10 protein-coding genes are annotated in these 13,061 nt (G+C 54.4%); 5 read left to right on the top strand and 5 right to left on the bottom strand.

Going from position 1 to position 13,061, the window contains the following annotated elements; translation table 11 throughout:
• Positions 1-82: 82 nt before the first annotated feature.
• A complete protein-coding gene (gene clpA, locus ACHHZ6_RS17860; RefSeq protein ID WP_182274363.1) occupies positions 83-2,362 on the bottom strand; it encodes an ATP-dependent Clp protease ATP-binding subunit ClpA in 2,280 nt (759 codons plus the stop codon).
• Positions 2,363-2,389: 27 nt separating this feature from the next.
• Positions 2,390-2,710 (bottom strand): ATP-dependent Clp protease adapter ClpS, encoded by a 321-nt coding sequence (gene clpS, locus ACHHZ6_RS17865; protein ID WP_182274362.1) that lies wholly within the window; start codon positions 2,708-2,710, stop codon positions 2,390-2,392.
• Between the two features lie 267 nt (positions 2,711-2,977).
• Here clpS and cspD point away from each other — a divergent pair, with 267 nt between their 5' ends.
• Positions 2,978-3,199, top strand: a complete 222-nt coding sequence (gene cspD / locus ACHHZ6_RS17870; RefSeq protein WP_008499993.1) for a cold shock-like protein CspD — start codon at positions 2,978-2,980, stop codon at positions 3,197-3,199.
• A 70-nt stretch (positions 3,200-3,269) separates the two neighbouring features.
• On the opposite strand, the gene macB is transcribed toward cspD, so the two are convergent.
• Together macB and macA are read right to left on the bottom strand one after the other, a co-directional pair.
• Positions 3,270-5,210 carry a macrolide ABC transporter ATP-binding protein/permease MacB gene (macB, locus tag ACHHZ6_RS17875; protein WP_182274361.1) on the bottom strand — a complete coding sequence of 647 codons (1,941 nt, stop codon included), beginning with the start codon at positions 5,208-5,210 and terminating at the stop codon, positions 3,270-3,272.
• Positions 5,207-6,322, bottom strand: coding sequence for a macrolide transporter subunit MacA (gene macA / locus ACHHZ6_RS17880; protein WP_395122807.1), 1,116 nt, complete (start codon positions 6,320-6,322; stop codon positions 5,207-5,209). The genes macB and macA overlap by 4 nt, the downstream gene beginning before the upstream one ends.
• A 157-nt stretch (positions 6,323-6,479) precedes the next feature.
• Between macA and ACHHZ6_RS17885 the strand changes: the two genes are divergently transcribed.
• Positions 6,480-7,436: a VirK/YbjX family protein gene (locus ACHHZ6_RS17885; protein ID WP_395122808.1), complete on the top strand. Its 957-nt coding sequence runs from the start codon at positions 6,480-6,482 to the stop codon at positions 7,434-7,436.
• Here the strand turns inward: ACHHZ6_RS17885 and ACHHZ6_RS17890 are convergent.
• A complete protein-coding gene (locus tag ACHHZ6_RS17890) occupies positions 7,433-9,091 on the bottom strand; it encodes an ATP-dependent endonuclease (RefSeq protein WP_395122809.1) in 1,659 nt (552 codons plus the stop codon). The genes ACHHZ6_RS17885 and ACHHZ6_RS17890 overlap by 4 nt on opposite strands.
• A gap of 375 nt (positions 9,092-9,466) precedes the next feature.
• Here ACHHZ6_RS17890 and aqpZ point away from each other — a divergent pair, with 375 nt between their 5' ends.
• From aqpZ to hcp, 3 genes are all read left to right on the top strand, one after another.
• A complete protein-coding gene (gene aqpZ, locus ACHHZ6_RS17895) occupies positions 9,467-10,162 on the top strand; it encodes an aquaporin Z (RefSeq protein ID WP_182274357.1) in 696 nt (231 codons plus the stop codon).
• A 192-nt stretch (positions 10,163-10,354) separates the two neighbouring features.
• Positions 10,355-11,254, top strand: a complete 900-nt coding sequence (locus ACHHZ6_RS17900) for a lysine exporter LysO family protein (protein ID WP_182919705.1) — start codon at positions 10,355-10,357, stop codon at positions 11,252-11,254.
• A gap of 144 nt (positions 11,255-11,398) precedes the next feature.
• Positions 11,399-13,051, top strand: a complete 1,653-nt coding sequence (gene hcp, locus ACHHZ6_RS17905; protein WP_182274355.1) for a hydroxylamine reductase — start codon at positions 11,399-11,401, stop codon at positions 13,049-13,051.
• Positions 13,052-13,061 lie beyond the last annotated feature (10 nt).

Here is a 13,061-nt window from a genome sequence, read left to right on the forward strand (position 1 = left end):
AGAGGGAACAGATAGTGCGGTCTGCCAGAATCAGGCATAAAAAAACCGGGCAAATGCCCGGTTTTTAAGTTTAACGTTCAACTCAGTGAGCCGCTTCCGGCTTATGCTTCGCCGCACTCTGGAAATCGTACGTCAGCTCATTCTTCGCCTGATCCAGCGCCACGGTCACCTGACCACCGTCCACCAGCGAGCCAAACAGCAGCTCGTTCGCCAGCGGTTTCTTCAGGTTATCCTGAATCACACGCGCCATCGGACGCGCACCCATCGCACGGTCGTAGCCTTTCTCAGCCAGCCAGTTGCGGGCCTCCTGGCTCACTTCCAGCGACACGCCTTTCTGATCCAGCTGAACCTGCAACTCGACGATGAACTTATCCACCACCTGATGGATCACCGCGGTAGAGAGGTGATCGAACCAGATAATGTTGTCCAGACGGTTACGGAATTCCGGCGTAAAGATCTTCTTGATCTCTTCCATCGCATCGGTGCTGTTATCCTGGTGGATAAGGCCGATAGATTTACGTTCAGTTTCACGCACCCCGGCGTTGGTGGTCATCACCAGCACCACGTTGCGGAAGTCCGCCTTGCGCCCGTTGTTGTCGGTCAGCGTCCCGTTGTCCATCACCTGCAGCAGGATATTGAACACATCCGGGTGCGCTTTCTCGATTTCATCAAGCAGCAGTACCGCGTGCGGATGCTTGATCACCGCATCGGTGAGCAGGCCGCCCTGATCAAAGCCCACGTAGCCCGGAGGTGCACCAATCAAACGGCTGACGGTGTGACGCTCCATGTACTCAGACATATCAAAACGCAGCAGCTCAATGCCCAGCGCTTTGGAGAGCTGAACCGTCACCTCGGTTTTCCCGACACCGGTCGGGCCGGCGAACAGGAAGGAACCAACAGGTTTATGATCATGCCCCAGTCCGGCGCGAGCCATCTTAATCGCTTCGGTTAAGGCCTCAATGGCTTTGTCCTGACCAAAGACCAGCATTTTCAGGCGGTTGCCGAGGGTACGCAGCGTATCACGGTCGCTCTGAGAAACGCTCTTCTCAGGGATACGCGCGATGCGTGCCACCACCGACTCAATATCCGCCACGTTAACGGTTTTCTTACGCTTGCTGGCTGGCATCAGACGTGCCCGCGCGCCCGCCTCATCAATCACGTCAATCGCCTTATCCGGCAGATGACGGTCGTTGATGTATTTCACCGCCAGCTCCACCGCCGCACGCACCGCTTTGGCGGTATAACGCACGTCGTGGTGGGCTTCATATTTCGGCTTCAGACCGTTAAGGATCTGCACCGTTTCCTCAACGGACGGCTCCGTCACGTCGATTTTCTGGAAGCGGCGCGCCAGAGCACGGTCTTTTTCGAAAATGTTGCTGAACTCCTGGTAGGTCGTGGAGCCAATCACGCGGATCTTGCCGCTGGAAAGCAGCGGTTTGATCAGGTTAGCAGCATCCACCTGGCCACCGGAGGCTGCACCTGCACCGATGATGGTATGAATTTCATCGATAAACAGAATGCTGTTGGTGTCCTGCTCCAGCTGTTTTAACAGCGCCTTGAAGCGTTTTTCAAAATCACCACGGTATTTGGTGCCCGCCAGCAAAGAACCGATATCCAGCGAGTAGATGGTGCAATCGGCAATCACTTCCGGCACATCGCCCTGCACAATACGCCAGGCAAGGCCTTCGGCAATCGCGGTTTTACCCACGCCAGATTCCCCCACCAGCAGCGGGTTGTTCTTACGGCGACGGCACAGCACCTGGATAGCGCGCTCCAGCTCTTTATCGCGGCCAATCAGCGGGTCGATACCGCCAACGCGAGCGAGCTGGTTAAGGTTGGTGGTGAAGTTTTCCATACGATCCTCCCCTCCTGCTTGCTCTTCATTGTTATTGACCTGATTGCTGGAGTCCGACGCCGGGTTAGGCTCGTCTTTCCGCGTTCCGTGAGAGATAAAGTTAACCACGTCGAGTCGGCTGACTTCGTGTTTGCGCAGCAGATAGGCCGCCTGGGACTCCTGCTCGCTGAAGATGGCGACTAATACGTTTGCACCAGTCACTTCGCTACGTCCGGAAGACTGGACGTGGAATACCGCACGCTGCAAGACACGCTGGAAGCTGAGCGTCGGCTGCGTGTCGCGCTCCTCTTCACTGGCTGGCAGCACCGGTGTGGTTTGTTCGATGAAGGCTTCGAGTTCCTGACGTAGCGCCACCAGATCCACAGAGCAGGCTTCCAGCGCTTCGCGGGCGGATGGGTTGCTAAGCAGCGCGAGCAGTAAATGCTCGACGGTCATAAACTCATGTCGGTGCTCACGCGCTCTGGCGAAAGCCATGTTTAAACTGAGTTCCAGTTCTTGATTGAGCATAGGCACCTCCCCCAATTTTATGCCTTATCAGGCCTTTTCCAGCGTACATAGCAACGGATGCTCGTTCTCCCTCGCGTAGTCGTTCACCATCGCCACTTTGGTTTCCGCCACTTCGGCTGTAAAGACACCGCAGATAGCTTTGCCACGATAATGAACGGTAAGCATCAGTTGCGTTGCACGTTCTACATCATAAGAAAAGAACTTTTGTAGCACGTCAATAACAAATTCCATCGGCGTGTAATCATCGTTCATTAACATAACTTTATACATGGATGGCGGTTTTAGCGCGTCACGCACTTTATCTTCCGCCAGCTGGTCAAAATCCAGCCAGTCGTTAGTCTTACCCATTTTGCATAATCACTTTGAATCTACCTCAGATGTTAGATAACAATCATCTATTACTGTCATCCGCGATGTCTGTCACAAACCGTAGCAATAGCGTTAACTGCTTCAAACTTTGGTTGATTGTTGTCCCAACTCCAGCGCCAAACGCTTGACGGCTTCTTTCGTTTATCTAAATTGTACAAGCGTGAGATGGCGAGGTTTTGAACAGCCCCCACTCCACCACCGGTTCATTCCATCTTAATTTATAAGATTTACGAAGGATGTCGAAGCATGGAAATGGGTACTGTTAAGTGGTTCAACAACGCCAAAGGGTTTGGCTTCATCTGCCCCGAAGGCGGCGGCGAGGATATCTTCGCTCACTATTCCACCATTCAGATGGATGGTTACAGAACGCTCAAAGCCGGGCAATCCGTCCGGTTCGATGTACACCAGGGGCCAAAAGGCAATCACGCAAGCCTTATCGTGCCCATTGAAGCAGAGACGGTTGCATAGCTCTCTGTTTCATTGTGTACATCCCGCAGGCAAAATGCCAGCCCGATCGGCTGGCATTTTTATTTTCGGGTTATTCCCGAGCCAGCGCATCCACCGGATCCAGCCGCGCCGCATTTCGCGCCGGCAGCCAGCCAAACAAAATACCGGTAACGGTTGAGCATAAAAACGCCGTCAGGATCGCCACCGGTGAGAAGCCAATTTCCCAGCCGGGTAAAAAGAGCTGAAGCATAAAGGCGATCATCATCGAGAGTGCAATGCCCATCGCACCGCCAACCAGACACACCAGCACCGCTTCAATCAAAAACTGTTGCAGCACATCGCTTGCCCTGGCTCCAACCGCCATGCGGATACCTATCTCCCGCGTGCGCTCCGTCACCGACACCAGCATGATATTCATCACTCCGATCCCACCAACAACCAGTGAAATCACCGCCACCAGCGTCAGGAACATCTGAAGAGTACGTGTGGTCTTTTCCGCCGTTTTCAAGAGGCCATCCATGTTCCAGGTGAAGAAATCCTTCTTCCCGTGGCGCAGGGTTAACAGCCGCTCAAGCTGCTGCTCGGCCAGCGCACTGTCGTAGCCCTCTTTCACGCGCACGGTGATGGAGTTGAGCCAGGACTGCCCCATGATCCGCCCGGAAATGGTGGTATACGGCAGCCAGACGCGCAGGATTTTACTGCTGCCAAACATCGACTGTTTCTCTTCCGCCACACCGATAACCGTCGCAGGCATGTTCCCGACGAGGATCACTTCGCCCACCACGCGGGTTTTATTGGGGAAGAGCTGCCTGCGTGAGTTGGCATCCAGAACCACCACCTGCGCCCTGCCCGCCAGTTGCTCGGCATTAAAGGTAGCCCCTTCGCTAAAGGTCATGCCGTAAACAGTAAAGTAGTCGCCGCTGACGCCGTTGGCGCTGGCCGCCACGTCGACATTGCCTACGCGCAGACGCAGGTTTTGCGACACCGCAGGTGTGGCTGAATTCACCCACGGCTGCTTCTGGATGGCCGTCAGGTCGTCATATTTCAGCGCCTGCTGATACTGCGGTTCGTCATCACCAAAATCTTTGCCGGGGTAGACGTCAATGGTGTTGGTGCCAATGGCACGGATATCCGCCAGCACCAGCTGTTTTGCCGCGTCACCTACCACCACTATCGACACCACCGACGCGATACCGATGATAATGCCGAGCATGGTCAGCAATGTGCGCATTTTATTGGCCGCCATTGCCAGCCAGGCCATTGTCAACGCTTCGCGAAAACTGCTGGAGAACTGCCCCCAGCCGGACGAGGTGGGCAAAGTCTCTTTCTGTACGGCATCCTTCGTCCGTCGGGCTGGCGGGTTACTGACCAGCTCGCCGTCATAGATCTCAATAATGCGTTCGGCCTGCGCAGCCACCAGCGGATCGTGAGTCACGATGATCACCGTATGCCCCTGGTCGCGAAGCTGGTGGAGGATCTCCATCACCTCTTCGCTGGAACGGCTGTCGAGCGCACCTGTGGGTTCATCGGCGAGGATGACTTGTCCACCGTTCATCAGCGCCCGCGCAATACTGACGCGCTGCTGCTGGCCGCCGGAAAGCTGCGACGGTTGATAATCCACCCGCTCCGCCAGCCCCAGACGCGTCAACAGCTCTCGTGCGCGCTCAAGGCGTTTTTTCCGCTCCACACCGGCATACACCGCCGGAACTTCAACGTTCTGTGCCGCACTCAGATGAGAAAGCAGATGATAGCGCTGAAAAATAAAGCCGAAATGTTCACGGCGCAATTTCGCCAGCGCGTCATCATCCAGCGTGGAGACGTCCGCCCCGGCAACGCGATACGTCCCGCTGGTCGGTTTATCCAGGCAGCCGAGAATGTTCATCAGCGTCGATTTGCCGGAACCCGACGCGCCAACAATCGCCACCATCTCGCCCGCCTCGACGCGCAGGGAAATACCCTTCAGCACCTCCACCGGGCCATCACCCGACGGATAACTGCGACGGATGTTATTTAACTCAAGCAACGCCGTCATTTAACGGCTCCGGGCAGACTTTCGCTGGTGACAACCTCCTCACCCTCTTCCAGCCCTTTCACTATCACCACATCAGTGTCGTTACGCGCGCCAATCACCACTTCACGTTCACGCGTTTCGCCATTGCGCAGCACTTTCACCTTATAGCGGCTGTCCCCGGCGGCTCCGCCCAGCGCAGAGAGTGGAATGGTCAATACGTTTTTCACACCGGTCAGCTGAATATGCACCTGCGCGGTCATGTCCAGACGCAGCACACCTTGCGGGTTTGGCACTTCAAAGCGGGCATAGTAGAAGATGGCATCGTTGACTTTTTCCGGCGTTGGCAGAATATCTTTCAGCACACCTTCATAGCGGGTCTGCGGATCGCCCAGCACAGTAAACCAGGCGCTTTGCCCCGGTTTAAGGTGAATCACATCCGCTTCAGAAACCTGTGCTTTCACCAGCATGGTGCCCATATCCGCCAGCGTCAGAATGTTCGGTGCCTGCTGCGCCGCAATCACGGTTTGTCCCTGCAGGGTGGTTATCTGAGTGACTTCCCCGGCCATCGGTGCCACGATTTGCGTGTAGTCGAGGTTGGTTTTTGCCGTATCCAGCGAAGCCTGATTGCGCTTAATTTGCGCGTCGATAGTGCCAATCTGCGCCTGTTTTACTGCCAGCGCCGTTGTTGCGGTATCCAGATCCTGTTGCGATATCGCCTGCGTTTTAGCCAGCGCCTGCTGACGGGTCAGTGTGACCTGAGCAAGATTACGTTCCGCCAGGGCCTGGCTGCGCTGCGCACGCAACTCCATCAGCGTCGCTTCCACTTCGCGGATCTGGTTTTCGGCCTGTTCAGGATCGATAACGCCAAGCAACTGACCTTTTTTCACCTTATCGCCAATCTCAACCGACAGCGTTTTCAACTGACCGCTCACCTGAGCACCCACATCAACCTTGCGCAGAGCATCAAGTTTGCCCGTCGCCAGCACGTTTTGTTGCAGTTCACCCGGACGAACAATCAGCGTCTGATATTGCGGCACGGGCGCATTCAGCACTTTCCAGAGCCAGAATCCGCCGACTAAGGCCACCACCGCCAGCAGCAGAACCAGCTTTCTGCGTTTTCCCTTAAGATTCATAAATATTCCCAATGAATGTTCTGGCAATCATAACTGTTGATTCTATCTAAACCGCACCTCAACGAAACCTCAAATTTCTGGAATCGTCACAATTTGTTTACGAGACGTTGATATACCTCCTGTTGAAATAAAGATCTTCCACAAGAAGGGATCTAACATGTCTTCCATCGTCGATACACCTCATTCACACTTGCCACAGCCTAAATCCGGCTGGCAATTATTTAAAAGCCTGGCCTCCGGGACAATCACGCCCGGGCTTGCGTGGCAAAACCCGTCCTATCGACGTAAGTTTGTACTACGTTCTTTGGCTACACCGTTCAACACGGCACGCCTGCTGGCAAGCCTGGCAAAACAACCTCGCCTGATGCAGATGTTACATGTGCAGCCAGGGTTACCGTGCCGTCTGCATCGCCCGTGGCTGACCGTAAATATGGATCGCCGACATACGCTGGAATCGCTTAGCTGGCACTATCAGACAATGAGTCGTCAGCTTCCGTCGACGCTGCTAAATGGCTATCTTTCTAAACAGGGTATAACGTTGCTGACGTTAACCGGTAAAGATGAGCAGCAATTTACCATCCGCCTGTGCGCCGATGCGTTTCTGGATAAAGAAGGCGAAGCCACTCTCGCTTTTTGTGACCAACAGAACACGGTGCTGGCAGAAATGACCTTCACCCTGTGCCCGTTTGAAGGGAAAACGACGCTCTTTATCGGTGGCCTGCAGGGGGCAAAAGCCCATGTTCCACATGAGCTGATCCAGGGCGCGACCAAAGCATGCCACGGCCTGTTCCCGAAACGTCTGCTGGTTGAAGCCGCCATGACGATCGGAGCCGTCTTCCCGGTGGAGCAGATTGTCGCGGTCAGTAACGCCACCCATATCTACCGCAGCTGGCGCTATCGTAAGAAAAAAGAGGGAAAACTGCTGGCCGATTACGACAGCTTCTGGCTCTCCATCGGCGGCCAACAGCAGGACAACGGTAACTTTGCGCTACCGCTGACCATGCCACGCAAACCGATGGAAGAAATTGCGAGCAAAAAACGCTCGGAATACCGCCGCCGCTATGAGCTACTGGATAGCCTGATCGACCAGGTAAACCAGGCCACCCACGGTTAATCCGCTCTCCCGCGAGCCAGCCAGAGTACGCGGGAGAACATTTTGCGCAGTAGCGTTGGAACAGACTCCACGCCTCTCTTCCCGGCTTCTATTGCCACTTCAATAGCCAGATCGGGTTTTGACGAACGGTGGATCGCTTTGGCGATCACCCGGCGCATATTCATAGGCACATCCACCGGCACCATCGCAACGCGGTGGAAAACATCGTCGAACCCCTGACGATACATAAAGTGTTCCATATCCATCGCTGGCAGCATGGTTAAATGGTCACGTTCTTCTTCCCGCTCGTTATTCAGCAGGCTGCGGACCGTAGAAGCATATTTTTTACCGGCCTCGTCACCGTCCACCAGTACGTGCCATTCAATGCCCATCCGACGGGCGAATCTAATCAGTGGCTTTAACCCTGACTGGGCAAACTCGATGACCTTAATACCTTCCGCATCGAAATGGTGTCCACACTGGCGCGCCAGTTCGTTGATAACCCAGGTTTCCGTTTCCCCTTCAACCAACAGCCAACAGCGCGCAAACAGCGACGATGCACGGTTAAAGCGGATATGAAACGCGATACGGCGTCCATCTTCCGCGTTTAGCCCACCCGGCCCAAGCCGGTAAGCAGAAACGCGTGATGATTCACGCACCAGGCGGCAGAGATATTCGACCGGCGTAAGCGATAACAGCTCACCAGAGTTGGTAGTCGTAATGCGCTGGAGGGGCAGCAGGTTCAGTAAGTGCCACGCAACGGAGAGCATAATCGGGTGCAGGCGCGTTTCCGGGTCTTCCACCAGCAGCAGCGGACGTGCATCGCGATCCAGGTGGATAGTACCTTTAGCCTGCAAAAGCGTGGAGAACAGCCCCAGTAAGATCACCCGGTGCGTTCGACCGCCAGGCCTGTCGATCATCCGGTTAATGATGTCGAGATAACGCCAGCTTCGCTGTTCATCGTGAGAACGGCGGCGCATCAGGCGATTACGTGACTGCGATGTCCCCTGCTCGGAAAAGTAGTGCTCCAGCAGTTGTACCATTGCGGACAACCCCTGGCGAATTTGACCATCGGTAAGATTCTGCGGGCGCGAAACCAGCTCACGCGCCAGGAAATCCAGCTCGCGGGCGGTGACTTCCACTTCCGGCATATTCGGCACCGTACCGTTACGGATACGCCGCATAAAGCGTGCATCTCGCAGGCGCAGTACCGGCGTCAGGCGGATCAAATGACGGGCCAGTTCGTCAATGTCATTTAACGGAATAGTGTCGCCTTTGGCATCCAGGAATTCGCGCAGGGTTAGCACGCTGCCGTTCTCGGCCAGCTCACCTTCCAGCCGGTAGAAAATACGATGAAAATCATCATTGCATTGCACCCAGCACTCTGACATCGGGCGGAAGCGGCGCACACGGTGACGCCCCGGCTCAGATTCACGGAAGGTCAGAATAATGTGCAGATGCTTCTCGCGCCCCGCCACATCCCCAGGCGGGAACCAGAAATCATCATGCACGAAGTGGTAGAGATCATCCTCGGGCGAAAGCAACAGCGTAAGCGCATCCAGCAGGCTGGACTTACCCCAGGCATTCTCCCCAATCAGAACATTGTTCTGCTCAAGAAGCAGAGATAAGCGGTTGATACCGCGAAATCCGACTATTTCCACACGTTCGAGAAGCATAAATCCCCCGAGAAACGATCACTTTTTCCTTCAAGTTATCAGGAGTATAACGGCACAAAGCCCGGCAGGACACTGTAATACACCTCGATTATTCCGAAGTAGCCAGAAAAAACCAGAATCTTCCTGTCAGATTTAATTTGAATTAGGTATAGCTGCACAAGATACTACCGCCCGAGAATTGGTCTATGCTGTATTCACTACCAATTTGAACAAGGATTGACATCACATTGCCTTAAATCAAACTTACAGAGTTTATTTGAGTGGCGAAGGGGTGTTGTTGGTTTTTAAAATAATGGCTCTTTGAGTCGTCATCCCTTTTATGGCGATATAGCCTGCACGCAAGCAAGCGTGCGGAATTTTATTATTGAGGTGGTTATGTTCAGGAAATTAGCAGCGGAATGCTTTGGTACATTCTGGTTAGTGTTTGGTGGCTGCGGTAGTGCTGTTCTGGCAGCAGCATTCCCGGAATTAGGAATTGGTTTTGTCGGTGTCGCGCTGGCATTTGGCTTAACCGTATTAACCATGGCGTATGCCGTGGGACATATTTCCGGTGGTCACTTTAACCCGGCAGTGACATTAGGCTTATGGGCGGGCGGTCGTTTCCCGGCCAAAGACGTTATCGGCTACATTGTTGCCCAGGTCGTCGGTGGTATTATTGCTGCGGCGGTTCTGTATGTCATCGCCAGCGGCAAAGCAGGCTTTGACGCAGCAGCCAGCGGCTTTGCCTCTAACGGCTTCGGTGAACACTCTCCAGGCGGCTACTCCATGCTGTCTGCCATCGTCATTGAAATTGTGCTGACCGCAGGCTTCCTGCTGGTTATCCACGGTGCAACAGACAAACAGGCACCGGCGGGCTTTGCCCCTATCGCCATTGGTCTGGCATTAACGCTTATCCACCTGATCTCTATTCCGGTCACCAACACCTCTGTTAACCCGGCGCGTAGTACTGCAGTCGCGATTTTCCAGGGCGGCTGGGCGCTTGAGCAGCTGTGGCTGTTCTGGGTGATGCCAATCATCGGTGGTATTTTGGGCGGCTTGCTGTACCGCACTCTGCTGGAAAAACGTGATTAATTGTTTTCTTCCTCTCCCCGTGGGAGAGGGTCGGGGTGAGGGCATCTTGCCGCACAACCCCTCCTGAATACAGGCCGGGTAAGCGTTCACGCTACCCGGCTTTCTTTTGCCGCTTTACTGGACAGCCTTTATTGGGTAGTGTTTCTGGCGCTTAACAGATACTTAACAGACATTCAAAAGGACCGGCTGTTCATGTTTTCAGGACTCCTCATCATTCTGCTGCCCCTGATTGTGGGCTACCTTATCCCGCTGCATCGAGAATCAGCACTAAGGCTCATCAATCGTTTTCTCAGCTGGATTGTCTACGTCATTCTTTTCTTTATGGGGATTAGCCTGGCGTTTCTGGATAACCTGGCCGCCAATTTGCTGTCGATCCTGCATTATTCTGCCGTAACTGTTGTGGTTATTTTGCTGTGCAATATTGCCGCGCTGTTCTGGCTGGAACGCTCTATTCCATGGAAAAATAATCATCATCAGGAAAAACTGCCTTCCCGTATTGCAATGGCGCTGGAATCGTTAAAATTATGCGGCGTCGTGGTACTCGGTTTTCTTCTGGGACTCACCGGATGGTCCTTTTTACAACACGCCACGGAAGCCAGCGAATATACGCTGATATTCCTGCTGTTCCTGATTGGTATACAGCTGCGAAATAATGGCATGACGCTGAAGCAGATTGTCCTCAACCGCCGGGGAATGATTGTGGCCGTTGTGGTGATTGGCAGTTCAATGGCCGCTGGGGTGATTAACGCCTTTATTCTCGACCTGCCGCTGAAAACCGGCCTGGCAATGGCGTCGGGTTTTGGCTGGTATTCCCTTTCCGGTATTCTGCTCACCGAATCTTTCGGCCCGGTCATTGGCAGCGCCGCTTTCTTTAATGACCTGGCACGCGAGCTGATTGCCATCATGCTGATCCCGGGACTGGTGCGCCGTAGCCGCTCTACCGCGCTCGGTCTGTGTGGTGCGACCTCAATGGACTTTACCCTGCCGGTGTTACAACGTTCTGGCGGCCTGGAGATGGTGCCTGCCGCCATCGTACACGGCTTTATTTTGAGCCTGCTGGTACCTGTTCTGATGGCGTTCTTCTCCGCCTGATACTTCTTTGGCGGTAGTCAACCTGCCGCCAAAATTGCGCTAAATCAATATCCCTCTATTTTGTAGCAGAAAGAACTTTTCTCCGTTCTGGCACAGGCATAATCTAAAACATGTATATCAAATATAACTTTAACAGGTGTGATTATGTTTTGTGTGCAATGTGAACAAACCATCCGTACTCCGGCAGGTAATGGCTGCTCCTACGCGCAAGGTATGTGCGGCAAAACGGCAGAGACGTCAGACCTGCAGGATCTGTTGATTGCTTCCCTGCAAGGACTTTCCGCATGGGCATTCAAAGCCCGTGAATACGGCATTATCGACCACTACGTAGACAGTTTCGCCCCTCGCGCATTTTTCTCCACGCTGACTAACGTAAACTTTGATTCTCCTCGCATTGTGGGTTACGCCCGCGAAGCCATCGCCCTGCGCGAAGCGCTCAAAGCACAGTGTCTGAATGCAGACGCCAGCGCCCGCGTGGATAACCCAATGGCGGAGCTGCAACTGGTGAGCGATGACCTGGGCGAACTGCAGCGCCAGGCGGCAGAATTTACCCCGAACAAAGACAAAGCGGCGATTGGCGAGAACATTCTCGGTCTGCGTCTGTTGTGCCTGTACGGCCTGAAAGGTGCGGCGGCCTATATGGAGCACGCGCACGTTCTCGGCCAGTACGACAACGATATTTATGCGCAGTACCACAAAATTATGGCGTGGCTGGGTACCTGGCCTTCCGACATGAACGCGCTGCTGGAGTGCTCGATGGAAATCGGGCTGATGAACTTCAAAGTGATGAGCATTCTGGATGCCGGTGAAACCAACACCTACGGCCACCCGACCCCAACTCAGGTCAACGTGAAGGCGACCGAAGGTAAGTGCATCCTGATCTCCGGCCATGACCTGAAAGATCTCTACAACCTGCTGAAGCAGACTGAAGGTACCGGCGTTAACGTTTATACCCACGGGGAAATGCTGCCCGCGCACGGCTACCCTGAACTGCGTAAGTTCAAACATCTGGTCGGTAACTACGGCAGCGGCTGGCAGAACCAGCAGGTTGAGTTCGCCCGCTTCCCTGGCCCAATCGTGATGACCTCTAACTGCATCATCGACCCAACCGTAGGCGCGTATGACGACCGCATCTGGACCCGCAGTATCGTTGGCTGGCCGGGTGTGAGCCACCTCGAAGGCGACGATTTCGGCCCGGTTATTGCCCAGGCACAGCAAATGGCGGGCTTCCCGTACAGCGAAATCGAACACCTGATCACCGTCGGCTTTGGCCGCGAAACTCTGCTGGGCGCTGCGGATTCGCTGATTGACCTGGTCAGCCGTGAAAAACTGCGTCACATCTTCCTGATCGGCGGCTGTGACGGCGCGCGCGGCGAACGTAATTACTTCACCGATTTTGCCACCAGCGTACCGGACGACTGCCTGATCCTGACCCTGGCATGCGGTAAGTACCGCTTCAACAAACTGGACTTCGGTGACATCGAAGGTCTGCCACGTCTGGTGGATGCCGGTCAGTGTAACGATGCTTACTCTGCCATCATTCTGGCCGTCACTCTGGCTGAAAAACTGGGCTGTGGCGTGAACGATCTGCCGCTGTCGCTGGTGCTCTCCTGGTTCGAACAGAAAGCGATTGTCATCCTGCTGACCCTGCTCTCTCTGGGTGTGACCAACATTGTGACCGGCCCAACAGCACCAGGCTTCCTGACGCCGGATCTGCTGGCCGTACTGAACGAGAAATTCGGTCTGCGTTCCGTCACTAACGTTGAAGATGATATGAAGCAACTGCTGAGCGCGTAAGGAGCTATTG

The sequence above is a fragment of the Enterobacter cloacae complex sp. 2024EL-00214 genome (assembly GCF_043945575.1).
GTDB classification, from domain to species: domain Bacteria; phylum Pseudomonadota; class Gammaproteobacteria; order Enterobacterales; family Enterobacteriaceae; genus Enterobacter; species Enterobacter cloacae_P.

Excerpts from the sequence above, each read along its gene's own strand:
- hcp (WP_182274355.1), top strand. The coding sequence starts at position 11,399 with ATGTTTTGTGTGCAATGTGAACAAACCATCCGTACTCCGGCAGGTAAT.
- ACHHZ6_RS17890 (WP_395122809.1), bottom strand. The coding sequence starts at position 9,091 with ATGCTTCTCGAACGTGTGGAAATAGTCGGATTTCGCGGTATCAACCGC.
- macB (WP_182274361.1), bottom strand. The coding sequence starts at position 5,210 with ATGACGGCGTTGCTTGAGTTAAATAACATCCGTCGCAGTTATCCGTCG.
- aqpZ (WP_182274357.1), top strand. The coding sequence starts at position 9,467 with ATGTTCAGGAAATTAGCAGCGGAATGCTTTGGTACATTCTGGTTAGTG.
- clpS (WP_182274362.1), bottom strand. The coding sequence starts at position 2,710 with ATGGGTAAGACTAACGACTGGCTGGATTTTGACCAGCTGGCGGAAGAT.
- cspD (WP_008499993.1), top strand. The coding sequence starts at position 2,978 with ATGGAAATGGGTACTGTTAAGTGGTTCAACAACGCCAAAGGGTTTGGC.
- macA (WP_395122807.1), bottom strand. The coding sequence starts at position 6,322 with ATGAATCTTAAGGGAAAACGCAGAAAGCTGGTTCTGCTGCTGGCGGTG.
- ACHHZ6_RS17900 (WP_182919705.1), top strand. The coding sequence starts at position 10,355 with ATGTTTTCAGGACTCCTCATCATTCTGCTGCCCCTGATTGTGGGCTAC.
- clpA (WP_182274363.1), bottom strand. The coding sequence starts at position 2,362 with ATGCTCAATCAAGAACTGGAACTCAGTTTAAACATGGCTTTCGCCAGA.
- ACHHZ6_RS17885 (WP_395122808.1), top strand. The coding sequence starts at position 6,480 with ATGTCTTCCATCGTCGATACACCTCATTCACACTTGCCACAGCCTAAA.